This is a genomic window from Psychroserpens sp. NJDZ02 (assembly GCF_004843725.1).
Taxonomy (GTDB): Bacteria; Bacteroidota; Bacteroidia; order Flavobacteriales; family Flavobacteriaceae; genus Olleya.
The window spans coordinates 3234791-3260628 of record NZ_CP039451.1 but is presented as its reverse complement, the minus strand read 5'-3'; the positions used below and the strand labels follow the sequence as shown (position 1 = coordinate 3260628).

The 25838-nt window shown below is 32.7% G+C and carries 26 protein-coding genes and 3 pseudogenes; 9 read left to right on the top strand and 20 right to left on the bottom strand.

The features are described 5' to 3' along the window. Positions 1-9 precede the first annotated feature (9 nt). Entirely contained in the window at positions 10-1071 is a 1062-nt protein-coding gene (locus E9099_RS14370; RefSeq protein WP_136584227.1) for an SH3 domain-containing protein, read from the bottom strand. Positions 1072-1331: 260 nt separating this feature from the next. Between E9099_RS14370 and E9099_RS14365 the strand changes: the two genes are divergently transcribed. Further along, positions 1332-1616 (top strand): transposase, encoded by a 285-nt coding sequence (locus E9099_RS14365; RefSeq protein ID WP_240788905.1) that lies wholly within the window; start codon positions 1332-1334, stop codon positions 1614-1616. Between the two features lie 80 nt (positions 1617-1696). On the opposite strand, the pseudogene E9099_RS19770 reads toward E9099_RS14365, so the two are convergent. Next, a pseudogene (locus tag E9099_RS19770) lies at positions 1697-1807 on the bottom strand (hypothetical protein); the annotation flags it as partial. A gap of 87 nt (positions 1808-1894) precedes the next feature. Between E9099_RS19770 and E9099_RS19545 the strand changes: the two are divergent. After that, the gene (locus E9099_RS19545) at positions 1895-2203 is read left to right on the top strand and encodes a transposase (RefSeq protein ID WP_262710409.1); all 309 of its coding nucleotides are present in this window, start codon (positions 1895-1897) and stop codon (positions 2201-2203) included. Between the two features lie 111 nt (positions 2204-2314). Here E9099_RS19545 and E9099_RS14350 read toward each other — a convergent pair whose 3' ends face one another. The 3 genes and pseudogenes from E9099_RS14350 to tssD all read right to left on the bottom strand — a co-directional run. After that, positions 2315-2851 carry a hypothetical protein gene (locus tag E9099_RS14350; protein ID WP_136584226.1) on the bottom strand — a complete coding sequence of 179 codons (537 nt, stop codon included), beginning with the start codon at positions 2849-2851 and terminating at the stop codon, positions 2315-2317. 6 nt (positions 2852-2857) lie between these two features. Further along, a complete protein-coding gene (locus tag E9099_RS14345) occupies positions 2858-4186 on the bottom strand; it encodes a LysM peptidoglycan-binding domain-containing protein (protein WP_136584225.1) in 1329 nt (442 codons plus the stop codon). Between the two features lie 5 nt (positions 4187-4191). After that, positions 4192-4839 (bottom strand): annotated as a pseudogene (gene tssD / locus E9099_RS19265) (type VI secretion system tube protein TssD); the annotation flags it as partial. Between the two features lie 326 nt (positions 4840-5165). Between tssD and E9099_RS14335 the strand changes: the two are divergent. Continuing rightward, entirely contained in the window at positions 5166-6158 is a 993-nt protein-coding gene (locus tag E9099_RS14335; RefSeq protein WP_136584223.1) for an IS110 family transposase, read from the top strand. Positions 6159-6323: 165 nt separating this feature from the next. On the opposite strand, the gene E9099_RS14330 is transcribed toward E9099_RS14335, so the two are convergent. The 3 genes from E9099_RS14330 to E9099_RS14320 form a co-directional block, all read right to left on the bottom strand. Then, entirely contained in the window at positions 6324-7127 is an 804-nt protein-coding gene (locus tag E9099_RS14330) for a phospholipase D-like domain-containing protein (protein WP_136584222.1), read from the bottom strand. 163 nt (positions 7128-7290) lie between these two features. Then, complete coding sequence (locus E9099_RS14325; protein ID WP_136584221.1) at positions 7291-7932, bottom strand: DUF1963 domain-containing protein; 642 nt, start codon at positions 7930-7932, stop codon at positions 7291-7293. 738 nt (positions 7933-8670) lie between these two features. Beyond that, complete coding sequence (locus E9099_RS14320) at positions 8671-9081, bottom strand: hypothetical protein (RefSeq protein WP_136584220.1); 411 nt, start codon at positions 9079-9081, stop codon at positions 8671-8673. A 201-nt stretch (positions 9082-9282) separates the two neighbouring features. Here E9099_RS14320 and E9099_RS14315 point away from each other — a divergent pair, with 201 nt between their 5' ends. Continuing rightward, positions 9283-10842, top strand: a complete 1560-nt coding sequence (locus E9099_RS14315) for an IS1182 family transposase (RefSeq protein ID WP_136581760.1) — start codon at positions 9283-9285, stop codon at positions 10840-10842. A gap of 96 nt (positions 10843-10938) precedes the next feature. On the opposite strand, the gene E9099_RS14310 is transcribed toward E9099_RS14315, so the two are convergent. The 6 genes from E9099_RS14310 to E9099_RS14285 form a co-directional block, all read right to left on the bottom strand. Next, positions 10939-11502, bottom strand: a complete 564-nt coding sequence (locus E9099_RS14310) for a DUF4274 domain-containing protein (RefSeq protein ID WP_136584219.1) — start codon at positions 11500-11502, stop codon at positions 10939-10941. A 215-nt stretch (positions 11503-11717) separates the two neighbouring features. Then, positions 11718-12533, bottom strand: coding sequence for a hypothetical protein (locus tag E9099_RS14305; protein ID WP_136584218.1), 816 nt, complete (start codon positions 12531-12533; stop codon positions 11718-11720). Positions 12534-12579: 46 nt separating this feature from the next. Further along, entirely contained in the window at positions 12580-13428 is an 849-nt protein-coding gene (locus tag E9099_RS14300; protein WP_262710433.1) for an IS3 family transposase, read from the bottom strand. A 2-nt stretch (positions 13429-13430) separates the two neighbouring features. Beyond that, positions 13431-13802 (bottom strand): transposase, encoded by a 372-nt coding sequence (locus E9099_RS14295; protein WP_136582479.1) that lies wholly within the window; start codon positions 13800-13802, stop codon positions 13431-13433. 194 nt (positions 13803-13996) lie between these two features. Then, positions 13997-14842 carry a hypothetical protein gene (locus tag E9099_RS14290; protein WP_136584217.1) on the bottom strand — a complete coding sequence of 282 codons (846 nt, stop codon included), beginning with the start codon at positions 14840-14842 and terminating at the stop codon, positions 13997-13999. Positions 14843-15094: 252 nt separating this feature from the next. Continuing rightward, positions 15095-15451 carry a hypothetical protein gene (locus E9099_RS14285; RefSeq protein ID WP_136584216.1) on the bottom strand — a complete coding sequence of 119 codons (357 nt, stop codon included), beginning with the start codon at positions 15449-15451 and terminating at the stop codon, positions 15095-15097. A 406-nt stretch (positions 15452-15857) separates the two neighbouring features. Here E9099_RS14285 and E9099_RS19765 point away from each other — a divergent pair. From E9099_RS19765 to E9099_RS14270, 5 genes and pseudogenes are all read left to right on the top strand, one after another. Further along, positions 15858-15947: pseudogene (locus E9099_RS19765) on the top strand (hypothetical protein); the annotation flags it as partial. Positions 15948-15992: 45 nt separating this feature from the next. Then, positions 15993-16322, top strand: coding sequence for a hypothetical protein (locus E9099_RS14280; protein ID WP_240788903.1), 330 nt, complete (start codon positions 15993-15995; stop codon positions 16320-16322). 201 nt (positions 16323-16523) lie between these two features. Further along, on the top strand, positions 16524-16706 hold the full coding sequence (locus tag E9099_RS14275; RefSeq protein ID WP_136584215.1) for a hypothetical protein: 183 nt from the start codon (positions 16524-16526) through the stop codon (positions 16704-16706). Beyond that, positions 16703-16954, top strand: coding sequence for a PepSY domain-containing protein (locus E9099_RS19620; protein ID WP_262710408.1), 252 nt, complete (start codon positions 16703-16705; stop codon positions 16952-16954). The genes E9099_RS14275 and E9099_RS19620 overlap by 4 nt, the downstream gene beginning before the upstream one ends. Continuing rightward, a complete protein-coding gene (locus E9099_RS14270) occupies positions 16879-17484 on the top strand; it encodes a PepSY-associated TM helix domain-containing protein (RefSeq protein ID WP_317130657.1) in 606 nt (201 codons plus the stop codon). The genes E9099_RS19620 and E9099_RS14270 overlap by 76 nt, the downstream gene beginning before the upstream one ends. Here E9099_RS14270 and E9099_RS14265 read toward each other — a convergent pair. From E9099_RS14265 to E9099_RS14240, 6 genes are all read right to left on the bottom strand, one after another. Then, positions 17481-17894: a DUF6691 family protein gene (locus E9099_RS14265; RefSeq protein ID WP_136584214.1), complete on the bottom strand. Its 414-nt coding sequence runs from the start codon at positions 17892-17894 to the stop codon at positions 17481-17483. The two genes, E9099_RS14270 and E9099_RS14265, sit on opposite strands and share 4 nt — an antisense overlap. Position 17895: 1 nt before the next feature. After that, positions 17896-18450: a YeeE/YedE family protein gene (locus E9099_RS14260; protein ID WP_136584213.1), complete on the bottom strand. Its 555-nt coding sequence runs from the start codon at positions 18448-18450 to the stop codon at positions 17896-17898. A gap of 82 nt (positions 18451-18532) precedes the next feature. Next, positions 18533-18742 carry a DUF2892 domain-containing protein gene (locus tag E9099_RS14255; RefSeq protein ID WP_090838743.1) on the bottom strand — a complete coding sequence of 70 codons (210 nt, stop codon included), beginning with the start codon at positions 18740-18742 and terminating at the stop codon, positions 18533-18535. 1063 nt (positions 18743-19805) lie between these two features. Further along, positions 19806-23000 carry an efflux RND transporter permease subunit gene (locus E9099_RS14250; RefSeq protein ID WP_136584212.1) on the bottom strand — a complete coding sequence of 1065 codons (3195 nt, stop codon included), beginning with the start codon at positions 22998-23000 and terminating at the stop codon, positions 19806-19808. 229 nt (positions 23001-23229) lie between these two features. After that, positions 23230-24306 (bottom strand): efflux RND transporter periplasmic adaptor subunit, encoded by a 1077-nt coding sequence (locus tag E9099_RS14245; RefSeq protein ID WP_136584211.1) that lies wholly within the window; start codon positions 24304-24306, stop codon positions 23230-23232. Between the two features lie 108 nt (positions 24307-24414). Next, the gene (locus E9099_RS14240; protein ID WP_136584210.1) at positions 24415-25722 is read right to left on the bottom strand and encodes a TolC family protein; all 1308 of its coding nucleotides are present in this window, start codon (positions 25720-25722) and stop codon (positions 24415-24417) included. Positions 25723-25838: the final 116 nt, after the last annotated feature.

Below are 25838 nucleotides of genomic sequence, written 5' to 3'. Positions count from 1 at the left end.
TGGAAAGTTCTAATATTCTTTAACTAATTTATCATTCTCTAACCTATATAAATTACATTTTTGTTTATCGTAGTATAAGTTAACATTATAATCTTTCCCTTGAATAAGGTTGATTTTAATGTATTTTTTATTATTACGAGTTTCATATGTAAGAGAATAAACAATTTGATTGTCAGTATCTATGACAGAGCGAACTTTAGTGTCTGTAGTATTAAGTATATAATTTTCAACCAGACAAACCATCACTGTCTCTAGGTTTGAATCTTGAATAGATGTTGTATACCCTAATGAAAGATGTAATTTAGGAAGAAAATAACTTCCGTTCCAATTTAATTTTTTATTAAAACTTATTTCATGCTTTTTTTTGTTCTCATCGTATAAAGTTAATTTATTAATTAGTTTAACATTATCTTTAAGTTCTGATGAGAATATAAATTCATAATTATAATCGAATAAATTTTTAATCGAAGACTTTTTTGTAGTTCCCATAAATACAAACGCATTGTTTACAATCCCTATATAATTTTGATATTGCCTTTTTTCATTCGGATTCTCTATTTTTGATGATTGATTTATCAAAATAATATCTTTACATTTTGTTAAATTTTTGTTCTCTAAAACACTTAATTCAAAATTATCATTCTCTGAAATTTTTATTTCCATAGTGTCTATAATCTTGTTATTCTGGATAAGACGTATATTTATATTATTATAATAAGTAAAATGACTTTTGGCTATATTGAATAAATAATAAGCGTCAGAATAAAGACTCTCTATTTTTTGAATTGAAATTAATCCTCCCACAACATAACCTTGTATTCCATTGTAGTTAACAAGATACCAAGGTGAAGTAATTCCTTTATAAGTATGGGTTTTATTTGAAATATCAATAATTTGTAGTTTAGAACCAATAGATACAAGCTCAATAACTTCAGATTTTGTAGAGGGTTTGGAGCGTAGTCTTACATTATCCCCAAATAAATATACTTCTTCTCCTTTTTGAAATTGATTAGACTGGCTAAAACCAGTTATAGTCAAAAGTATAAATATCAATGTTAAAAAATTTCTCATCTAATTTGTTTAATTATACACAACGGCTCGGCTAAGGTTAGTACGGGATTAAATTAGCAATTAATTTCGGATTAAGCGATTAGCCAAAACTTTTTATTTTGTTTTATCTTTTTCTGTTCTAAAGCCAAATCAAAAGATTTGGCGGACTCTATAAAAATACACTAAACTTTGGGTTAAGCATCAAAAACCGTATTAATTTTAGCCATTGTGCCTGTCGCACAACGTGTTGTTAAAGATATAGAAATTTCGTATATTTAGTAATGCAAGGCACAAAAATATATCAAGAGAAATTATTCAACAATTTCCAGTTGAGTCGTCGGGTTCCCCAAGACAATTTTTATAGACGATTATCAGAAATTTTAGACTTAGAGTTTCTACGGAATCAAACAAAAATCTATTACGGAAACTGTGGACAGAAAAGTTTAGATCCCGTAGTGTTTTTCAAATTCTGTTTGGTTGGTTATTTAGAGAATATCACTAGCGATAGAAAACTGGTATTACATTGTAGTTTACGATTACCGCGCAGAAAACACCCTTGGGATTAAACAAGCTAATAAGTGTATGCCTCTATCCGCAACAGCCTATACTGTCTTGTCCTGAAATATGGCTACAGGTTAAAATTGAATTAAGCTGATGATTTATATACCATATTAGGTGTTTTATAATCTAAAGATAAATGTAATCTTACTTCGTTGTATAAATTAATTGCATTTTTTGCGGCTCTCTTTGCGTGTGCTACACTATCAAAGGTTTAATCTAAATAGAACTCATCTTTTAATATGCCATTTACGCGTTCTGCCATTGCGTTTTCCTAACAGCTGTTTTGTTCAGTAAATGGAGACGACCAATTAGTAAAAAAGGAAGTTATATGAAAGGAAAACGACAAAGCACGGTAGAGCCCGTATTTGGAACACTAACCCCGTTTTTAGAAATGGGAAAAGCAAATACCCTTGGGATTAAACAAGCTAATAAGTGTATGCATCTATCCGCAACAGCCTATAATCTTAAAAAGTATTTAAAATATATGAAAAATGGCCCAGAAAGTATAGCGGGACTACTTGCTTTTATTAAAAGCACCAAAAACTACCTAATAAGCCTTCAAATACTATGTTTTAAGCCACTTGCGTTTTAGAGAAAATATGGCGGATCAAAATTAAAAACAGCTTAAAATCAAAGATTTTAAGCTGTTTTTATGCTTTTTTAAGGGGTTGTGCAACGGTTACCGGTGTTGGCAACTGGACATTTATTGTTTTTCATCAATTGAACAACAACCTTTAAAAACTTTACCTTCCATACTCACAAATACTTCATAAGTTAAGTAATTGTCAGAAAGAGATAAATCACAAGACTTTTCAGCTTCTAATTTATTATCAATCCTTTTTATTAACCCAAAAATTTTGTTATTTCTGGATTTAAACATTATATTAAAACCTGATTGTTCGTCAATTGAAATTATTGGCTTAAAGCTAACTTCTTTCTCAAAGTCATATTTCATAAAAGTCAATTCAGATGAATTTAATTTTAATTGCCAAAAAGGTTCATCTCCTTCTGCAATAAAAAATAAGTTTAACGAATCTAAAATTTTAATAAATTCTTTTGGAGTGAATTGATTTGTTTGCTTTAAAGAATCTTTTGCAATATATCTTATAGAATCATTAGTATATGTTTTTATTGAGTCTTTTGTGTACTCGCCTAAAAAAATGGATTTGTTATTAAACTTTTCTTGGCAACTGCTAAGCTGAAATGTTAAGCAAAATAAAATAAAGAATTGTATTTTCATTTTTAGTTATTTATGAGGATTACCTTTTAAAATTGGTGGCCAATTAGTTTTATCTGTGCTCCAAGGAATTTTATATGATTTATTTCCCCAATACCTATTGTGGTCAAACTTAGGTATATCATCAATTGGAACACCTTTTATTTTTAAAATAGAGTAGAAGTGATTGTAATCAAAATCAGTGGGATCTTGATGGCCATCTGCAATTCCTCTATCTACTTCAATGTGAGGTGCTATTATTGGCCAACAACCTTCAATTTCACTTGCCTCAATATATAAGTCGGCAAGTGTCTTATATTGTGCTTCACTTGGTTTAGTTGGAGAACCATAATTTAATTCTATATGAAACATTTGACCTTCTAAACTTTTTTTACTTTCTATTTTAGTTGCCCAAACATTTTTTTCAGTTAGAGGCCATATTTCTAATTTAGTTCCATCAAGATTTACATATATATGAGCAGCACTTCTCTTTTTATTTTTAGGAGTGTCATATTTTGTTTTGGTCTTTATTGAAGATGTTGTCATTGTGCCAGCTGTACAATGAATTACAAAATGACTTCTAATGGATGGGTCAATAGGGCAAACTTTTTTACCTCCTAATTCCAGCCATTTACCTTCCTCATTCAAATAATAGTTAGGAGTGCTTGTTTTTTTTATTTTTCCATCTTTATAGAATTCGGTTTGATTATCTATGCTTGTACAAGCATTGACTGCTAAAAATAAATATGTTTTTTTGTCTGTTGCATCTTTTAAAGATTTTGTATAACTTTTTAATGTTTTTTCTTCTTTTGGTGCTAAAATTACTTTAGCAATAGCCCAATCTTTAAAATCTTCTTTGTTTGTTATTTTATCGTTTTTAGCATATTCACCAACAATAGCTTTTAACTTCTTTTTATCATCTTTAAGTAAACTAATAGCTCTGTCTTTTTCGGCTAATAGTTTTTCTTTACCTTGCATCACATTTATTTCTATCTCTATTCCGTCAAGATTTTCGGTTTTTATAATGATGTAAATTTCTTCGCCTAAAGTAGCTTTGTTTAGCCTGGTAAAGGTTACTTTTTTGCCTTTTTCAGTTTTTGTATCGTTCTGTTTAATAGTCAGTTTTTGACCAACCTTTAGAGCATTAGATTTTAAAGTGTTATCCTTTTTTAGTTTAGCTAAAGTTATTTTATTTTCACTTGCTATTGCAGAAAGATTATCGCCTTTTTTCACGATGTGTTCACTTTCTTTTCCTTTTACTGTTTCAAAAACAGTTTCTTCTGTTTGTGATGCAAAATATACATCCAAAACTTTTTTATGAACTACATTAATTGTATTTCTAACTCTTATGTATGTCATAGTTTTTAGTCTTCTAATGAACTTTTTTTGTTTTGTGATTTAACTACTTTTAGCTTTACTTTATGTAAATCTTGAGAGATATTAAAACCATTTAGTGTATTATCTTCTAATGTTTCACCATTGTAAGAAAATGTTTCGCCAAAATTAGAAATATCAATATCTTTAGTTTGCCCAATTAAATTCTCGGTTTTAATAACTAAATACACCTCTTTCTCTACTTCTAAATTAGGATTTTCGTTATTTCCATAATCTGTTAAATAGCAATCTATAATTTCTTCTTCTCTGTTTTCTAACACTGTTGGTTCAACTTCTTGTTGTGGAAAAGTAGTTCTCCAATAAGCAGAATATACAGCTTCCGAAGTAGAATCCTCAACTCCAGCACAGGTGATTTCTAAAGTTTCTGACATAGGGTTTGAACCTGTTGAAGAAAAATCATTTTTCCAATTTACAAGATGACAATTATAAAAATAAAGTTTACGAGTTTTTCCACCCATAATAACAGGATAAATATGTAATTCTATTTGTTTAGTTTGATTTGGTGAGAATGACCATTCTACAAGATTTAAGTCTTTTCGTGTTTCTATGATTAATTTTAGCCCAACAAATACAGGTCTTTGTGATGGTCTTCCGCTACGGTCTGCACCTTGGTTAAATTCAAAAGTAAATCAGAGTACATTTATTTCTTTTCCGTCTATTATTAATTTTGTTTTTACCATTTCTTCATTTAGTTTTTTTTCCGTTTTGTTATGCCGTTCGAGTGAGCAAGTCTTGTTGCCAACGTATTTCTTTAGTTTGTAATAAATATCTTTATATAGAAAAATAGGAGAACTATAGCGTGTTTTAGAATAACGCTCCCTTACACGTACGAGTCCTCTCTTTCTATATAAGTTGCCAAGAACCATTTGGAATACCAGGAGAAAGATCTCCCGATAAAGGAAGTAGTTAACGCAACATATTTATTCACTCTAATTGTAAAAATATGAAAAATTACAAAGAAGTCGTAGGAATCGATGTATCAAAAAAAACAATAGATGCCTTTTGTTATCAAGCCAAAGTACACAAGGAGTTTATTAATGATGTAGTAGGCTACAAAAGTCTTTTAAAATGGGTTTCGAAGTACAGTAAAGGCAGTGCTGTTTTTTATTGTTTTGAGAATACAGGCTATTACTCCTTAAAATTAGCGCTTTATTTATCTAATCAGTCTATAGTTTATGTTGAAGAAAGTCCGTTAAAAATAAAACGTTCGTCCGGCATTGTAAAAGAAAAGACAGACAAGTTGGATGCGGCTTTAATAGCACGTTATGCTTGGCTTTATAGAGAAGAGTTGGCGCCAAGTAGTGTAAAAAGCATGTCTCATTTAGAGCTTGGACGCTTGTTAGCATTGCGCGATCAATTGGTTAGAAATAATGCAGGCCTTAAAGGCACATTAAAAGAAATGAAAGTGCTTTTGTCTAGTCCAACCACAGATTCTGGATGCATTAGTTTAAAGCGCAGTATAGACTATTTAACTAAGCAAGTAAAAGCAGTAGAAGATAGAATAAAAGAGATTATATCAGAAGATGAATCTATGCAAAAAAATTATGAACTGCTTTCAAGTTTAAAAGGTGTAGGCTTAGTAGTTGCAAGTCAATTAATTTACCATACTGGTAATTTTACACGTTTTGCAAGTTGGCGCGCTTTTTCTAGTTATTGTGGCACAGCACCTTTTGAGCATCGCTCTGGAACCAGTATCTACAAACGAAAACAGTGTCATTATTTAGGAGATAGGAAAATGAAAAGTTTGCTAAGTATGGTAAGTGTATCTGCAATACAACATGATAGTGAACTAAGACAATATTACAAACGAAAAGTAGCAGAAGGAAAAGATAAAATGTTAGCGATAAACAATGTTAGAAACAAACTAATTGCAAGAGCTTTTGCAGTTGTAAAAAGAGGAACACCTTATGTGGTTCTTCAACAACATGCAGCTTAAAAAAACAGAATATTTATTAGGAATTGATCTTGGAATACGTGTATGATTAGTTGCGTGTTTCAAGCAGTGAATTTACTAAATAAAGCACGAACGGCGAAATTCCGAAGGAATTTCCCAAGTGAGCTATAAGTAGCAATTAATTATACACGGTGTTAGCAACTGCTTTTATTTTTGTTTTAATTCGTTGAGCCTTTTTTCAGCTTTTTCTAAAATATCTTTACTAAATAATTTCCTGTATTTATCTTGAAGAATTATACTTTCAAAACTAATATCTAATCTACCTATTTCCCATAATTTAATAAATCCAGATTGTAATCTTTCTGTTCCTAATTTAATTAATCTTGAAGCTCCTCCAATTGCTCCATAATTATGTATATATGAAATAATATTCGTTGAATTAATTTTTGCACCTAAATCGTTAGCTTCTTTAATAGTTTCCATAAATCTCGCTTCTAATTCACTTTCAAGCTTTATAAATTCACTTTCATTTGTGTCAGCTAAAAATTCAGATTCGCTTGCGAGTATTAATTCATCATAACGAGTAACAATTTCTTTTAAATTCTTAAATCTAATATTGAACTGTTTTAATAATATTGCCTCTTCACTTTGTATAATAAATTCGTGATTGTAATATTCAGCTGAATATGTCCAATTATATGAACCTGCTATTAGTTTTTTCTCATCAAATATTGCAAATTTGTCGTGTAAAAATTTTCCACTTTTAGTTTGCATAATATAAACCGTTCCTCCAGATTGAATAAACTTGTCAAAGGATAATCTTTTATTCTCAATATTGTCACTTATAATAATTTCTACTTGACAACCATTTTCAACTTTATCTGTTAATTGTCCTAATAAATCTTTACTCGTAAACCAAGCTACAGAGATTTTTATAGATTCTTTCGAGTTTTCAATTTGTTTTTGAATTTTTCTTTTTATATCTGAAAATGTTGCAGTTGTAGTCGTCATTTCTTGTTGGTCTGTAGTTGTTGCTAACGTGTTTATATATGGTTTGTTGCGTGAATTTAACACTAAATTAATAAATAATTACTGACAAAGAAAATCCGCGAGGATTTTCGTAAGTAAGCAAAAAGCAAGCAATAAATTATATATGGTGTTGTAGCCAGTATTTTTATGTCGATTGCCATAGGTATCCGCTAATTTTATGTTCATTACACCAAAAAGTATAACAAACCCCATCGTTTCCAAACATTATTTCGTAATTGTTATTTGCGTTTAAATCGGGAATTCCGCTGTCTAATTGAAAGATGAAAGTCATTTCTTTTTTACAACTTGGGCAAGTTAAAAATTCAGGTTTTTGAACCCAAATCGGATTTCCACCTATTTTATTACAATTTCCTTCCCATTCTTGATTTAGAAGCGATTCTGGTGTTTTTACAACTTTTATTTTTGTTTCTTTTAAAGGATGATTTGAATAATCTATTCCAATTTTGATTGTTTTGTTTATTCGTTCAATTTCTCCGTTTTCTAAATGTCTGTAGAAAAGATTTTCTCCATTTATTTGAACATTAAAAAAATCCTTAAAATTGATTCCGAACGATTGGTTTTTTAATTCTTGTCCATTTGCTAAAAAACTTTTGTCAAATTCAATCAAACGATTAAGTTTATTTTTTATTAAACCACCAAACATTAATTCAGTCTCTTCAAAAGGTTTTAGAGTCCACGAAGGATGTTGATTATTTCTTTGACCGAAATTATTTTTTGGGAAATAATATTCTTTGTCAAAAACTATATGATAACTCTGGTTTTTCATTTCGGGATATTGGCTACAACGTTTTTGTATAAGGTTAGTTGCGTGTTTTAAGCAACTAATTTAGTAAATAAAACACGAGCCAAGAAAGTCCGTTTGGACTTTCGTAAATAAGCGATTTGCCAGCAATTAATTTTATACGGTGTGTGTGCCCAGCATGGGCATCTTTTAATTTACGGAAAGGTAAATAATTAATCTAGAGGGTGCAAGTCCCTTATGCGCAGGAGTAACGTCTTGAAGCATTAGTAAGTCGCAAGGGTGGTAATCGCGAGGTTACATCTGAAGGAAGCGAGACTACAAAACTCGGTACTGACGAACAGAAATCGTATACAGAGGCATAGTTATTCGGGTAAGCAAGCACATCATTGTAACGCCCAAACAGTAACAAAAGGGTAACTATGTAGATACGGCAGTGATTGAGTGAAAGAGGATGCCATTACCTGGGGAGGTCTCCAAAGTTACGAGTTGACTATATGGAGAAGTCAGCAGAAGTCATAGTACTTACAGGAAACGAGTTGAGGCAATACCTCAGAAGGTCTCACAAGTAAGGAAGGACTGAACGTAATTCTCTTCAAAATTCGCATAGGAGCACTAGTGGTAGCCTATGCCTAAATTAGAAGATAGTGTCAAGGGTGAAAAGAGCTTTGGCGTGATGATTTACGAACCGCCGTATACGAGACCCGTATGTACGGTGGTGTGAGAGGCGCACTCCGGCTATTTTAGTCGGAGCCGTCTACTCGATTAGCAAACGGCATTTTTTCCCTCAGGTAAATTCAATTTTTTCAATATTTCATTAAATTCCACAAGAGATTTTTCGTCAATAAATTCCGTATTAATTTTCAATTCTTTTGTTTCTGTTTTTAGAGTATAATCTCCAGCGAATTTTTTAATAGAATTTATGTCGTTTAGTTCAATTTTTTTTCTAAATCCGTATAATGCATTTTTTCGAATAGTTCCGTTTTCGATTGTCAGATACTGATTGTTTAAATCATATAAATAATGTCCAAGATATAAAATACCTGCAAGCAAATAACCATAATCAGTCCATCTTAAACTTTCATCTTCTAATAGACTGAATATGCCAAGTCCTATCCAAACAAGTCCGAGTATTAAATTTATATAAAGTCTTTTTTTCTTAAATTTTATTTTCATTCGATTGTTTTTTTTGCTTTTTGCTAACGTTTATGTATATGGTTTGTTGCGTGTTTCAAGCAACTAATTTAGTAAATAATTACCGACCAAGAAAGTCCGCGAGGACTTTCGTAAATAGGCGAGAAGCCAGCAATAAATTATATACGGTGTGCCTGTTGCACAACGTGTTGTTAAAGATATAGAAATTTCGTATATTTAATAATGCAAGGCACAAAAATATATCAAGAGAAATTATTCAACAATTTCCAGTTGAGTCGTCGGGTTCCCCAAGACAATTTTTATAGACGATTATCAGAAATTTTAGACTTAGAATTTCTACGGAATCAAACAAAAATCTATTACGGAAACTGTGGACAAAAAAGTTTAGATCCCGTGGTGTTTTTCAAATTCTGTTTAGTTGGTTATTTAGAGAATATCACCAGCGATAGAAAATTGGTGTTACATTGTAGTCTTCGACTGGATATTCTGTATTTTCTTGGCTATGATATCGATGAAGAATTACCATGGCATTCTACGTTAAGTAGAACACATCAACTGTACCCAGAGTCAGTTTTTGAAAATCTATTTACTCATGTTTTCAAAATGTGCGTAGACATGCATATGGTAAGTGGTCATACCCAAGTTATCGACGCCGCACCTGTAAAAGCAAACGCTTCGATGGATAGTTTAGAGCTTAAAGTACCAGAGGAAGATTTAGAGGCTCATTTACGCGCCTTACGACATATAAGCAATAGAGATAAAGCAGTGCCACTTCGATCAGCCAAAGTTAATAAAGCCCCAAAATTGCAACAAGAATTATCAGCAAGCCGTCAGGAATTACAAGCGATAAAAAGCCGAAACAAAAAATGGTCAAAAGATCAAAACCATCGTCCTGGAGCAGGAAATAAAGGCTCACGTTATACGAGTAATAAAACGCATTATAGTCCAACCGATCCCGATGCTCGCATAAGTGTAAAACCAGGAAAAGCAAGAAAGCTAAACTATTCAAGTCAACTCACGGTAGATGCCGCACATCATGTAATAAGTGATATCAAGGCCTATCATGCCGATGGCAAAGACAGTCAGCATTTACCAGATATTGTATTGCGTGTAAAACGACGCTTATGGCAATCTGGTCTTACCATAGACACCTGTCTCGCGGATACTGGTTACAGTAGTGGCGAGAATTATGCTTTTTTAGAAAAGCAGGATATTACCAGTTACATTCCGCCACACGGCACCTTTAAAGGAGGGCCAGATGAATTTATTTATAATGAAAAAGAAGACCACTACACCTGCCCTCAAGGGAAAATTATTCCCTTTAAAAAGGTGTTTTACGAAAAGAAGAACAACACCAAAAAGAAGGCCTATAGAGGTTCAAAAAAACTTTGTATAGATTGCCCAATACGAAGCGCTTGTTTAAGCAAAACGGCACAAGAAAAGTCATTTTCCGTAACGTATTACCGCGCAGAATACCTACGGAATATAGCACGAGTTGACAGTAAAAAAGGAAGCTATATGAAAGGAAAACGACAAAGCACGGTAGAGCCTGTATTTGGTACATTAACCCAGTTTTTAGGCATGGGAAAAGTGAATACCCTTGGGATTAAACAAGCTAATAAATGTATGCATCTATCCGCAACAGCCTATAATCTTAAAAAGTATTTAAAATATATGAAAAACTTACCAGAAAGTATAGCAGGACTACTTGCTTTTATTAAAAGCACCAAAAACCACCTAATAAGCCTTCGAATACTATGTTTTAAGCCACTTGCATTTTAGAGAAAGTATGGCATATTAAAATTAAAAACAGCTTAAAATCAAAGATTTTAAGCTGTTTTTATGCTTTTTTAAGGGGTTGTGCAACGGTTACCGGTGTTATGTAACGTTTTTTCTTTCCGCTTTCCGTTTTTCTCGTTTTCCCAATTTTCTTTTCCTTTGATAATTCCAAATTATTGACTTTATTCTACTTAAACTAATTGGTAAAATTCCTTTATTTCCGTTTAGTAATTCTTGAGGTAGATTCCAAATTTCAAATTCACTTGAATATTCTGAAACTTCAAGTTCAGATGGAATAAATTCAAATCGACTCTTTTTGAATTCGCGATTTTTAATTTTTGATATTATGTTTTGAAGTAAATCAAAAATTTCTTTTTCGCTTTCTCCAACATTCTCAATATCAAATTCCGCATAATCTCTCGGTTCTGCTTTCCAAAAGATTAATGTTGCGGTTCCTTTGTCACATTTCGGACTATTTATTATCCAATTCAGAACTTCGATTCCGTCATCCCAGTTATAATTTTCAGCGAGAAAATATTGGTCAGTCGAATTCAGTTTTTTGAATATATCAAAATCAGGAATAAAATCGTAATCTTCATTCTCAAATGAATATTCGATAAAATTTTCAATTATAATTCTCTCTTTTGAAGGCGTAACTATCATTTTTTTCTAATGTTACATAACGTTTAGTATAAGGAACGTAGGGCGGTTAAAATGCACTACATTTCAGGTTTGACACTTAGTCAAATATAATATTTTACTTTTATTTTTTATGTTGAAAACGTCAAATTTTATATTTGGCGGACTTCATAAATAAACACGAACCTTTGGAGTTTACACAATTGCCCTATGTTTTTTATACATTGTTATGCCCAGTTTTATTTAAAGTCAGATATTTCAAGTCTATCTTTTTTAATTTTTTCCAAATCTATTATTCTTTCAAATGGTATTATGTTTTCAGTCTCTAATTTACTTTTTAACTTGTCAGCATAATTATGAGCAAAATTCTCCTTTTCTGAACTTGGTAAACTGTGATAAAAATCCCAACGTTTTTCCCAAGCATCATATTCTTCATCTTCTTGTTCAGGTTTCATAACTACATTCAGGTAGTGAGTAAAATGTCCAAATTCGTGAGGTAATGTTCTATAAAGTTGTGTTGCTCTAATATTTTCAAGTTTGTATTCTGCTTCAAAGTAACGTTTTCCCATTACTATTTTGTGTCCATCTTCTTTAAGCCTTTCCAGTTCTTTCTGAGATTCAATACTTAATTTTTTACTCCATTTAAAATTCCTTTTTAAATCGACAGCCTCGATTATAACTGCTGGAAAATATTCGTTTTCAAATTCATAAGAATAAATTAATCTTCCCCATACAGATTTTAAGTTTTCCTCTTTTCGAGTAGGTTGTCTAAAAATTATTAATTCTAAATTTCCATAATCTTCTTTTGGGATTTTAGATAAAATAATTTCTATATCGTCAATCGTACAAGCGTGAAATGAATTCTCTCTTGTTTTTTCAACTACGAATTTGAATTTATGATTATTTATAACTCTTTCAACAACTTTATATTCGTCCAATCTTTCATAAAATGATTTCATTTCAACAGCTGGATATGGAACAACTAATTTATTGTCTTGGCTATAACCTTGTTTGGCTGTTCCAATATTTCTATTTCTACGTGTTGGATTTCGCATTTTTTTAATGTCTTGTCCTGAAATATGGCTACAGGTTAAAATTGAATTAAGCTGATAATTTATATACCATATTTGGTGTTTTATAGTCTAAAGATAAATGTAATCTTATTTCGTTGTATAAATTAATTGCATTTTTTGCAGCTCTCTTAGCGTGACTAACGTTATCAAAGGTTTGGTCTAAATAAAATTCATCTTTTAAAATTCCATTTACACGTTCTGCCATTGCATTTTCGTAACAATGATTTTCTTCGGTCATACTAATATCTATCTTTTTTCTTTTGAGTATTTGTGTGTATACATTGCTACAGTACTGTATTCCTCTATCCGAATGATGGATAAGTTGTTTAATGTTTTTAGCTTGATAAATGGCCTTATTAAGCGCTCTCACACATCCTTTTAATTCTAAGCTATCACTAAGATCGTAACCTACTATTTTCCTTGAATGCATATCAGTTATTAAAGCCAAGTAACAAAACCCTTTTACGGTTCTAATATAGGTTATGTCACTCACCCAAACCTGATTTGCTCTAGTAACTTCCATGTCTTTTATAATGTTATTATACTTATAAAAACGATGATAAGAATTGGTTGTTCTGGCACTAGTTTTCTTTCTAAGTGTTAGCATTTGGTGTTTTCTAAGGACATTAAATAAGGAGTCTCTACCGACTATAATATTATCTTTATTAAAATCTACATCTAATGATTTTACAAGTTTTCTCACGCCCTCTCTAGGAAGGATCTTGCGTCTTTTTCTAACGATATCTATAATTTGTTGTTCGCGTCTTAAGCGGTTATCAGCTCTAGATTTGTATTTGTAATACGCATCACGTTTAAGATGAAAACAATTAGCGATAGTAGTTAAAGAAGCAGATCCTTTAGATTTCTCTTTAGCTATGATTAAGGCTTTATACTTATTTTTTTTTTTAACTCATTGACAGATTTGTAGCCTAAGTCTTCAGCTGCTACTTCTAGATAAGAGTCTTGTACCATAGCATCTAGATCTTTTTTTAATAGTAGTTTTTTTAACTGTTCAATTTCTTTTTGAAGCGTTTTAATTCTAGATATCTCGTCTTTGGTTTCCACTTTTATTCTGGTGTTCATTAAGTCTGTACGATTGTATTTTTTGATCCATACATTGACTGTAGTAGGGGCTATAGAATAGATTTTACAAAGCTCACTCTTTGTATGCTTGCCACTACTAAGTTCTGTTAATATTTTTAATTTAAAAGGTTCGCTGTAACGTCTAATTACTTTGTCATTTTTATACATAATGTTTAAAATTATGTAGCCTTATTTCAGGACGAGTCATAATTGGGCATAACGTTGTTGTATATGGTTTGTTGCGTGTTTCAAGTAACTAATTTAGTAAATAATTACCAACCAAGAAAGTCCGCGAGGACTTTCGTAAGTAGGCGAGAAGCCAGCAATAAATTATATACGGTGTTGTGCGTTCGGCTGTTTCGTTACTCAAATTCCGATATGACTTTATTCGTTTCTTTTACGAAAATATTTATATTACTCTGATTTCTGTAACTTTGAAATAATATCTTATCTCCAAAATCCATTGTTCTAATTGGTGCATAACCACCAATATCAATATTAATGAGCTTTTTCGGCTTATCATCAATTCCATCCAAAAAGTAGAATGAATTTTTGTCAACGAAAATTAAAACATCATTCACATTCACATACAAATGGTAGTAATAGTCTTTTATCTCAAAGACAAATTCTTGTTTGTTTTTCTGGATATGGTTGTATTCAAATATGAATTTATCATTCTGCCAATAGATTTCCATTCCATAAGGTTCTTGACTATTTACTAAAATTTTATTCGTAATTATGTTATCTATTATTTCCGATTTGGATGAGATAATTTGTTTAATTATTTTATCGTTTGTTGCAATTGAGATTAATGGTTCAAGTAATTCTTGGTCTTCATAAACATTAAATCCAATAGATTTTTTAGTCAAAAACGAATTTGTTTTTTCTTTATTAATTATTGAAAATTCGACAAATTTTAAAACGTCGACAATATTAATTCGGTCAGCATAAATTCTGACAGATAATCCATTATTGTTCGATTCAATTGTATATTCAGATTTTATTCCAGTAGCTATTTTATAATTTGAATTATTGTATTCTAAAATATAAAGGTCATCAGTATAATTGTCAGTATAATCTTGAACATATTCAATAAATATTGTGTCTTTATAGTGTAATCGGTCTGATAGCTTTTCCGATAATTGACCAACTATTTTAATTTTTTCAATATCAGCATAATCAAATCCTGTTTTCATATAGATTTTCACATTGCCATATGTTTTTCCAATTACTTTGTCCTTATGAGCAAAGCAATTAAATGAAAATAATAATGCTAAAATTCCAAGTTTAAATCTCATTCTCTGGTGTTTTTCAAAGCTGACGCACAACGTGTTTGTATATGATTAGTGGCGTGTTTCAGCACCTAATTTAGCAAATAAAAACGGAATAGAAAATCTGTAAAGATTTTCGTAAGCAAGCTAAAACCAGCCATTAATTATATACGGTGTTGTGCAACGTTTTTAATCTCCGCTCCAATCGGGATATCCTATTTGTCCCCAGAAATATCCGCTATCTTTATTAATAATATAAATAACAAATTGATGTTCCGTTTGAACAGTCTTTAAATATGTATTTTGATTTTTGTTAATCGGTTCAACATTTTCATTTATATAGGTTGACACGCTTTCAATTAGTTGGTCATCTTCTGAACCAGATAATTTAAAAAGTTCGTTTTCTATTTTATTAGAATATTGGTGCATTCCGTTTTGCGCAATGAATTCAGATGCAGATTTTTTGTCAAATCTTAAGTGAAGCCATATTAGTCCTTCAAGGTCATCTTCACAATCAATTATTTCAACACTTTCTGGGAATTTCATTCCACTAGAGTTCTCAAAGAAATCAAATTCGCAGCTCGATTCGGTTTTTACATTTTTACAAGAAATTAGTGAAATCGAAAATATTAAGATAAATGTCAGTCTCCGCAACAATTGTGATTCATTGAAAAGTCCGTTTTCGTTTCGTTTTTCCAATCCAATATTTCGTGTCCTTATGTTCAATTTAGAGGTGATTTTCGTTTTTTAGCCAAATGTTGCACAACTAGTTATATGGTGACTTTTGTTCCACATATCCCCTAAATATTACGGGATATGAGGAAGTTTTGTTCCTGATTTCGGTTTTAAAAAGCTAAACTACAACTTATAAAGTAGTCTTACAATACGTAGAACTACGTATTTTTTTTATTAAGAAGACTAGTAACTAAAAGTTAGGACTTTCAATTTATGGACGATAAATGGCGTTCCTGGTATTACAAACGGTTTCATAAACGCTTCTAATGTCGAGCGTGTCGAAGTTATCAAAGGGCCTTCTGCTACTCTATTTGGAAGCACAGTCAGCTCTTATGGTGGCCTGATTAATATAGTGACTAAAAAACCATATCAAGGCACAGGAGGCGCTATTGCTTTAACTGGCGGGTCTTATGGATTTACGCAATTTAATGCAGACGTCAATGTGACAGATAAAGATTTTAAAAAATTGTCATTGCGTTTAAACACAGGATATCAAGGAGAAGATAGTTTTCAAGATGCTGGTTTTAAAAAATCTGTTTTTATTGCACCGTCTATCTCGTATAAAGCAAACAATAATTTAACAGTCAACTTTGCTTATGAAGCTTCTTCAAACGAGCAGACCAATCAACCTTTTTTATTCTTAAATAGGTCTGCCCCTTTAGCTTTTAATACGCTAGACTAATTGAACTATACTTATGATAAATCGTTAACAAGTAACGCTGTTAGTATAGAGAATTTAATACAAAATTATTGAGGCAAAATTGCTTATAAAATTTCAGATAATTGGTCTTCTCAATCCATATTAGCCGGTGGTATTGCCAAATCTAATGGATATTATACGTATTTATGGAATTCTGCCGATTGGTCACATCCTACTGCTCCTGTGGCTAATCCCTATTTTGATATCTTTGTACAAGATACTGATGCTAAAACAAAGACTTTCAACTTACAACAAAACTTTACTGGAGACTTTAAAATTGGAACATTACAAAACAAATTATTAGTTGGTGTTGATTATTTAGAGACTAGAATTCTGGCGCTATTATCCAAGTTGATAATCACATGACTGTTTTTTTTGCTTTTATCTTAAAAGGTCACATGCGTTTATGGTTACCTAAATCTATTGGAGAGCAAGTTGTTGGCGTTTCTATTTTACTGTTTATTATAATTATAATTTCTGGCTTTATTTTATGGCTTCCCAAAAAACGTAAAAATCTAAAACAACGCATAACGTTTGACTGGAAAAAACAACCCTTTGGAAACGTAAAAACTTCGATTTACACACCGTTATTGGTTTCTATATCTGCTCTTTAGCTTTAATTATTGCCTTTACAGGTTCTTTAATGTCTTATAATTGGTTAATGTACATTACATATAAGTCTACAGGTGGAGAAAAATCGGTGTTTTTTAACATTCCTGAGAATAAAAGTGCTTTACAAACCAATACTAGCGCTATACTGCCAATAGATAGATTGATTCCTTTGTTAAAAAAAGAAAATCCAGAAGCAGACAGTTTCGAATTACATTACCCTGAATCTGACACAACAAGTATCTACGTGGAAGTCGGAAATAGTAAAGGCTTACATTATGATGCTGATTTTCGTTTTTTCGATCAAAACACACTTCAAGAAATTGAAACACCTAGTATTTACGGCAAGTACAAAAACGCCAAATTTGCTGATAAATTAATCCGAATGAATTATGATATACACATCGGAGCCATTGGTGGTATTATTGGTAAAATAATCGCTTTTATAAGCAGCTTATTAACCGCAAGCCTTTCTGTAACAGGTACTTTATTATGGTATGGAAGGCATTATAAAAAAAAGCAAGACACCAATTAATGAGGTAATTTATCCTTTAAAACACCATATAAAAAGGTCCCTAAGGCTGCAGATAAAAACACAATAATAACAGGTAGATAACCCGCACCAATAAGTACAAATATTGGTCCTGGACATGCACCAACTAAAGCCCAACCAAGCCCAAAAATAATACCTCCAAGTAAGTATCTAGAAAACGATTTTTCCTTTGGTGCAATTATAATTGGATGACCATCAAACGATTTGACCTTATACCTTTTTATAATTTGAACAAACAAAATACCAAACGCTAAAGCGGTACCTATAATACCATACATGTGAAACGCTTCAAAACGGAACATTTCATAAATTCGAAACCATGATGATGCCTCCGATTTATACATGATAATCCCAAAACAAAGTCCTATAAAAATAAAGAGTAGTTTTTTCATATTAAAAAATTAAAGGGAATAATAAATGAACCATAACCAATCCACCAATAAAAAAGCCAATAACAGCAATTAAAGACGGAAGTTGTAAATTACTTAAACCAGAAATGGCGTGACCCGAAGTACAACCGCCAGCATATCGTGCGCCAAAACCAACTAAAATACCACCAACAACTAAAATTATAATGGTTTTTATATCGCTTAAAGCGGAAATAGAAAATAACTCGACAGGTAAGTATTGGTTTTCAGTCGAAATATTTATACTAGACAACGATGCTTTTGTAGCATCACTAATAGCAGGCATATCTGCAGATGACAAATAATGTGATGCTATAAACCCACCAAGCATTGCTCCTATCACGACTAATACATTCCACACATCCGATTTCCAATCAAATTTAAAAAACGAATTGACTTTTCCGGCACCACAAGCAGCACAAAAAGTTCTTAAGTTTGATGACATACCAAACTTTTTCCCCATTAATAATAAGAATAGCATTGTACAGGCTATTAAAAATCCTGAAACAAACCAATGCCAAGGTTCAAATAAAAAATCCATAAATTAAATTTGCGCAAAAATACATGCTACAAATCAATTTATGGACTTTTACAACACCAATTTTATAGGAATAAAACGAATGTTATTTAACGCTACAACCTGCGCCCTCTTTCCTCACACCTAACTTTACTAATATTGTTTCTAATAAACACCATTTTGTAAATGCAGACTGTATTAAGTTTACACCTATAAATACTGTAAACCACATCCATTTTGGACTAACATAAACCGAAAGCACCACACTTAACAATACCATTACACCAACAATTACTCTAAAATATGTATTCAACATTTTTATTATTTTTTAAAATTTAAAACTTAATATTCACGCAATTCTAAACTTGTTTCAGAATCACATTATTCACAACTCTTCTTACCTAATCTTATCTACAAACCGTACGTCATTCTGAACTTGTTTCAGAATCACATTATTTAGAACACAGTTACCCAACATCATTTACCACCACACGTCATTCTGAACGCGTTTCAGAATCACATTATTCACAACACAGAATCCCAACATCATTTACATCCACACGTCATTCTGAACTCGTTTCAGAATCCCATCATACACAACACCGCTTCCCAACATCATTGACCAATCACACGTCATTCTGAACTTGTTTCAGAATCACATTATTCACAACTCTTCTCACCTAATCTTATCTACAAACCGCACGTCATTCTGAACTTGTTTCAGAATCTCATCATACACAACATAGTTCCCCAATATCATTTACCAACCACACGTCATTCTGAACTTGTTTCAGAATCTCATCATACACAACTCTTCTTACCTAATCTTATCTACAAACCGTACGTCATTCTGAACTTGTTTCAGAATCTCATCATACACAACACAGAATCCCAACATCATTTACATCCACACGTCATTCTGAACTCGTTTCAGAATCCCATCATACACAACACCGCTTCCAACATCATTTACCAACCACACGTCATTCTGAACGCGTTTCAGAATCACATTATTCACAACACAGAATCCCAACATCATTTACATCCACACGTCATTCTGAACTCGTTTCAGAATCCCATCATACACAACACCGCTTCCAACACCATTTACCACCGCACGTCATGCTGAACGCGTTTCAGAACCTCATCATACACAACACAGTTACCCAACATCATTTACAACCACACGTCATTCTAAACTAGTTTCAGAACCTCATCATACACAACAAAGCTTCCCAACATTATTTACCAACCTCACGTCATTCTGAACGCGTTTCAGAATTACATTATTCACAACTCTTCTTACCTAATCTTATCTACAAACCACACGTCATTCTGAACTTGTTTCAGAATCTCATCATACACAACACAGTTACCCACTATTTATAATTCTTCTTCTCTATCATATAATAAACCAATGGCACAACCAACAACGTCAATACGGTAGACACAATAGTCCCTCCCATTAACGAAATTGCTAACCCTTGAAAAATAGGATCAAACAAAATCACAAATGCGCCAATAACAACTGTCCCTGCGGTTAATAAAATTGGAGTTGTACGCACTGCTCCCGCTTCAATACACGCTTGTTTAAGTGGCACACCTTCCGCAGTTCTTATATTTATAAAGTCAATCAGTAATACCGAATTCCGAACCATAATTCCTGCTAAAGCAATCATCCCAATAAAAGAAGTCGCTGTAAAAAACGCACCCATAATCCAGTGTCCTAAAATAATTCCGATTAACGATAATGGTATAGCAACCATCATAACGATTGGCGCTTTAAAGTTTTGAAACCAACCAACAATTAAGATGTATATTAAGATAATAGCGCCTAAAAAGGCAATCCCTAAATCTCTAAATACCTCTAATGTTATTTGCCACTCGCCATCCCATTTTACAGTATAATTATCTTCAAAATCTGGCTGACCTAAATACATCTCGTTTAACTCGTAGCCTTGTGGTAACGGAATCTCTTTTAACTTTTCTTCCATTCCAAGAATGGCATACGCAGGACTCTCTAAATCTCCAGCCATATCCGCCATTACATAAACCACTCGTTTTTGGTTTTTACGATGTATACTTTTTGCAGCTATCGTTTCGGTAATCGTTACCAAATCTGCAATAGGCACCATATGCCCTTGTTTCGATTTTACTTTTAATTGCGAAATATCAGTAATTGTAGATTTCTCTTTTTCATCTAAAGCCAATACCAAACCAACTTGAGTCACCGCATCTTCGTCATACAAATTCGTGATGGCTCTGTTAGACAATGCCATATTCATGGTGTACGCTATTTGCTGTGGAGCAACACCATACAACATGGCTTTTTCCTTGTTTATATCAAATTGATATTCGGTTTGATCCGCTTCTACCATCCAATCAATATCTACCACATCAGCTGTGTTTTTTAAGATATTTTGAACGCCATTGGCGATTTTAATTTGCTCGTTATAATCAGGCCCATAAACTTCTGCAACAATCGTTGATAATACAGGAGGTCCTGGTGGCACTTCTACCAATTTAATATTGGCATTATATTTTGCTGCTATCTTCTGTATGTCTGGACGCATTAATTTAGCTATTCCGTGACTTTGAATATCACGTTCGCCTTTATCAATTAAATTCACTTGGATATCAGCCATATTAGATCCACCACGTAAATCGTAATGACGTACCAATCCGTTAAACGTAATTGGCGCAGAGGTACCAACGTAATTTTGATAATTAACCACTTCTGGTCGTGTTGACAAGTATTGCGACACTTCTTGCGCGACAACGCCTGTACGTTCTAATGTTGTGCCTTCAGGCATATCAATAACCACTTGGAATTCATTTTTGTTATCAAATGGCAACATTTTTACAGCAACCGATTTTGTAAAAAACAAGACCATAGTTGCCATTAATACTATAAAAGTCAACCCTAAAAACAACCAACGTTTTGATTTACTTTCTAATAATGGGCGTTCAAACTTGTTATAAATCTTATAAATATACGTGTCTTCAACAGGCTGTTCTGGTTTATCCTCTGCTCCTTTTTTATCTTTTTCTCTTAGAAAAATATATCCTAAATATGGAGTGATTGTTAACGCTACAAATAAGGATAGTATCATGGCAATAGACGCTCCTATTGGCATTGGCGCCATATATGGCCCCATTAATCCAGACACAAAAGCCATAGGTAAAACAGACGCTATTACGGTAAATGTTGCTAAAATAGTTGGATTACCAACTTCATTAATCGCATACAAAGCAGCCTCTTTAAACGGTAAACGTTTCATTTTAAAATGCCTGTGCATATTCTCTGCAATAATAATGGAGTCGTCGACCACAATTCCCGTTACAAACACTAATGCAAATAATGTAATTCTGTTTAGCGTGTAATCCATCATATAATAACTCAATAATGTCAAAGCAAATGTAATGGGAACCGATAAAAATACCACCAATCCTCCACGCCATCCCATGGCTAACATAACCACTAGCGTTACCGCAAAGATAGACCCAATAAGGTGCCATAGTAATTCTGATACTTTATGCGACGCTGTTTCACCGTAATTCCTGGTAACCTCAACATGTACATCATCCGGAATTAACGTGCTACGTAAATGATCGACTTTGTCAATAATGACCTCAGAAATTTTCATCGCATCTGCTCCTTTGCGTTTTGCCACCGAAATGGTTACCGCGGGATATTCTGACTTATAATCCGCCGATTTCACACTTCCTTTTCCGTAACCTAAACTCACATAATTTTGTGGCACTTCTGGTCCATCAATAATTGTAGCCACTTGTTTTAAATAAATAGGCTGATTTTGTTGCACGCCAACCACCAAATTTTCAACATCAGTAACCGAAGCTAAAAAAGCACCTGTATTTACCAAAAACTCCGTATCACTTTTATCAAAACTACCTGCACTTAATTGACTGTTATTTGCTTTAATCATTTCCGAAACAGACAAGAAATCTAAGCCACTTGCAGCTAATTTATCCTTATCTAAAACCACACGTAATTGACGGTCACGACCTCCAATTTTATGCGTGATTGCCACATCGTTTATCTTCTTAATTTCGGCTTCCAATTCTTGAGCCATTTGGTTTAACTGGTAATCGTCATAATTTTCACTCCACAGTGTTAATCCCAACATAGGCACATCGTCAATCGCACGCGTTTTTACTAACGGAAACGTGACACCAGCAGGCATTTGATCCATGTGCTTGTTAATTTCGTTGTATAATTTAACGAAAGAACGCTCTATATCTTCGCCAACATAAAACTGTACGATGACCATTCCTTGCTCTTTCATGGATGTAGAATAAACATACTCCACACCTTTAATATTCGAAATTAATTGCTCTAAAGGCTTAATCACGCGCGACTCCACTTCCGTAGGACTTGCTCCTGGATACCCCACAAAAATGTCTGCCATAGGCACATCAATTTGCGGTTCTTCTTCACGCGGAATTAAAAACGAACTGTACACGCCAACCACCATAAATACAATCATCAAAAGCACTGTAAGCTTCGATTGCATAAAGACTTTGGCAATTTTACCTGCGATTCCTTCTTTCATAATTATTACTTTTTATTATTCCCATGACAATGGAAATATTTATATTTTGGGCGTTTTAACAGGCTATACACTGTATCTTTTTCACCTGTCATTACTGAGTGTTTTTTTTATTTACTGTGGCAATCTCTTAATCGATTGGGAGATTACCACGTCGTTGCACTCCTCGTAATGACAGCTTATTTATTAAGTAAAAAAGGATGTCGTTTCTATCCTTAACGCAACTTATTAGTTATTGAATTGTAATTTTTGCGCCATTAAACAGTTTTCCTTCAGCAGAAACAATGTATGCTTCGTCTGCATTTAAACCAGATAACACTTCTACTTGATCTCCAAAAGTTCTGCCTAAACGTAACCAACGTAATAATGCGGTATTACTTTGGCTTACGGTATAGACACCAGATAATTGCCCATTAGTTATAATAGCATCCTTCGGAATTAAGACCATAGATGACGTGGCTTTTCTTTCCACAGGAAATTGAACTGTTGTAAACATCCCTGATAAAATATTAGCTTCTGTTTTATCTAAATCTATTTTCACTAAATATTGCCCTCCTGTATTTTTAGCTGAAGTGCTGACCTCTTTTACTTTTCCTTTCAACGTTTTATTTATGGATTTTACTAAAACATCCACTGTAGTTCCTGATTTAATCTCAGAAATTTCAGTTTCAGGCACCATTGCCATAACTTCAAAATTTCCAGGTGTTTCAATACTTATTAGTGGTACACCAGGATTTGCCATATTACCAGCTTCTACAGTTTTACTAGTTACTGTTCCGCTAAAAGGCGCAGTAATATTACTGTAAGCAAACTGTGCGTTAATTTCGTTTTTCATTTGATTAGCCCCTTCTACTCTAGCTTTTGCCATTTCGTAATTAGCAGTCATATCATCCATCTCTTTTTGAGACGCACTTTTGTCTGCAAATAAGTTTTTAAAACGGTTGTAATCTTTTTGAGCATTGCTTAAAGCAGCATTAGCTTCAGTTATTCCAGCATTTACTTGAGCTCTTTTGGCTTGTAAATCGCTATTATTAATAGACACTAATAATTGTCCTTTACGGACTTTGTCTCCCACGTTTACATATACTTTATTAACGTACCCCATCATTCTAGTACTTAAATCTGCACTATTTGTCGCTTGAATTTTTCCGCTTACAGATAAAAAAGGACTATTACTGTTTGCTGCTACTTGACTAGTTTTTACGTTAATTGCTGGTGTATTATCTACAACAGGTTTTTTGTCTTCGCTTCCACAACTTGCTACTAATAGCGCTACAGACAGTGTTAGGATTGTATATATGTTTTTCATGGTTATTATTTTTTATTTAAGACACTTAGACAAGCTCAGTGTGACATTTTTATAATTAAAAACTCGGAAATCAATCTTGATTCTTGGTTCTATATTCTTGTATCTTTTTTATTCTTTAGTTAAAAATTGTAAGTATGCTTGTGTGTAATTGTATTCAAAAATGGTTTGGTAGTACTCCAATTGTTTTTGTGCATATTGCGTTTCGGCTAGTAATAAATCAGACGTTTTTTCTAAACCTTCTTTAAATCTGTTGGTTCTAATTCTTAAAGATTCTTCAGATTGTTGTAATGCTAAAGTTGTTAATTTTAACTTATTGTCAGCATCTATAAAGGCGCGTTTCGCTTTATTTAATTCTAAATTACTTTTAGACACATATTGCTTGTATTCTAATTTAGATTTTTCGAATTCCGATTTACTTTTTTGCGCTTTTCCAATACGTTTAGAGCCTTGAAATATATCCCAACTTAATTGTGCTCCGAATAAGTATCCATTAGAACCGCCTTGAAAAATGTTATCGTCATACAGCTCATAACTCCCAAACGCATTTAAACGTGGTAAAAACGCCATTTTATCAGCTTTATTCATCGCTTCATAAGCGTTTGAGGCCAATTGCATGGCTTTAATATCCGATCTGTTTTCAGACACTGCTTTGTCTTCCATTGTAAATGTGCCAATGGTTAAATCGTCACTAGGCATGTACACAACATAAGTATCATCATTCATTAAAAAAGACAAATAATTAGACGCATTTTGCACATTACTTTTAGCGGTTTGTAACTGGTTTTGAACCTCAGTGACACGGACTTCAACATTCAACACATCTGCACGTTGCAAATACCCTTGTTTAAAGCTATCGTCAGCTAGCTTCTTATTAGCATTTGCTGCGTCCAAAGCTTTCTCTAAAACACTTACTGCTTTGTAAGCTAATTGTAACTGCATGTAGGCTTTATCTACTTCAAAAGCTAAATAATCCTGTGTGCGTTCTGTCTTTAAAGACATCGCTTCCATTTTAGATTTAGCTGCTTTACGTTGGTAAATACCATCTAAATTTATTAATGGTTGCTGAATTTCGAACTTGGTGGCATAGTTTTCAATCTGAGAGGGATCGTTTAGCAATGCCGGATTAAAATCGTTTTGCGTTAAAATCTCCTGATTTAATTTAGAACCAAAAGCCATCAATGGATTAGTTGTCGCCATTGCAGTGTGACTTGCTGTAATGTTTGGTAAAAACACCGCATTGGTTTGTCTATAATCTGCTCTGGCTTGTTTAAAGTCCTCTTCAGAAATTTTTATACTAGTGTTACGTTCTGATACTTTAGACAAAACATCAGATTTTGCTATGGGCACCAAATCTTGTGCTTTAACAGATATACTGAAAACAAAAAGTAACGCGGCTATATATATGTGTTTTTTCATTAATTATTAATTTACAGTACAAAAATAGTTCAGGAATTTACTTTAGTCAGTAACATAGGTTACTTAAGAAAAGTAATCGCAATCAAAATAGCAGTAACAGCTCTAAATTTAGAATA

Bases quoted from the DNA above. Each gene is read 5' to 3' on its own strand.
- E9099_RS14250 (WP_136584212.1), bottom strand. From the start codon at position 23,000: ATGAAAGAAGGAATCGCAGGTAAAATTGCCAAAGTCTTTATGCAATCG.
- E9099_RS14285 (WP_136584216.1), bottom strand. From the start codon at position 15,451: ATGAAATTCCCAGAAAGTGTTGAAATAATTGATTGTGAAGATGACCTT.
- E9099_RS14295 (WP_136582479.1), bottom strand. From the start codon at position 13,802: ATGTATAAAAATGACAAAGTAATTAGACGTTACAGCGAACCTTTTAAA.
- E9099_RS14255 (WP_090838743.1), bottom strand. From the start codon at position 18,742: ATGTTGAATACATATTTTAGAGTAATTGTTGGTGTAATGGTATTGTTA.
- E9099_RS14310 (WP_136584219.1), bottom strand. From the start codon at position 11,502: ATGATAGTTACGCCTTCAAAAGAGAGAATTATAATTGAAAATTTTATC.
- E9099_RS14345 (WP_136584225.1), bottom strand. From the start codon at position 4,186: ATGACATACATAAGAGTTAGAAATACAATTAATGTAGTTCATAAAAAA.
- E9099_RS14260 (WP_136584213.1), bottom strand. From the start codon at position 18,450: ATGGATTTTTTATTTGAACCTTGGCATTGGTTTGTTTCAGGATTTTTA.
- E9099_RS14370 (WP_136584227.1), bottom strand. From the start codon at position 1,071: ATGAGAAATTTTTTAACATTGATATTTATACTTTTGACTATAACTGGT.
- E9099_RS19620 (WP_262710408.1), top strand. From the start codon at position 16,703: ATGACTGTTTTTTTTGCTTTTATCTTAAAAGGTCACATGCGTTTATGG.
- E9099_RS14315 (WP_136581760.1), top strand. From the start codon at position 9,283: ATGCAAGGCACAAAAATATATCAAGAGAAATTATTCAACAATTTCCAG.
- E9099_RS14330 (WP_136584222.1), bottom strand. From the start codon at position 7,127: ATGACGACTACAACTGCAACATTTTCAGATATAAAAAGAAAAATTCAA.
- E9099_RS14320 (WP_136584220.1), bottom strand. From the start codon at position 9,081: ATGAAAATAAAATTTAAGAAAAAAAGACTTTATATAAATTTAATACTC.
- E9099_RS14265 (WP_136584214.1), bottom strand. From the start codon at position 17,894: ATGAAAAAACTACTCTTTATTTTTATAGGACTTTGTTTTGGGATTATC.
- E9099_RS14240 (WP_136584210.1), bottom strand. From the start codon at position 25,722: ATGAAAAAACACATATATATAGCCGCGTTACTTTTTGTTTTCAGTATA.
- E9099_RS14325 (WP_136584221.1), bottom strand. From the start codon at position 7,932: ATGAAAAACCAGAGTTATCATATAGTTTTTGACAAAGAATATTATTTC.
- E9099_RS14350 (WP_136584226.1), bottom strand. From the start codon at position 2,851: ATGAAAATACAATTCTTTATTTTATTTTGCTTAACATTTCAGCTTAGC.
- E9099_RS14335 (WP_136584223.1), top strand. From the start codon at position 5,166: ATGAAAAATTACAAAGAAGTCGTAGGAATCGATGTATCAAAAAAAACA.
- E9099_RS14305 (WP_136584218.1), bottom strand. From the start codon at position 12,533: ATGCGAAATCCAACACGTAGAAATAGAAATATTGGAACAGCCAAACAA.
- E9099_RS14245 (WP_136584211.1), bottom strand. From the start codon at position 24,306: ATGAAAAACATATATACAATCCTAACACTGTCTGTAGCGCTATTAGTA.
- E9099_RS14365 (WP_240788905.1), top strand. From the start codon at position 1,332: ATGCAAGGCACAAAAATATATCAAGAGAAATTATTCAACAATTTCCAG.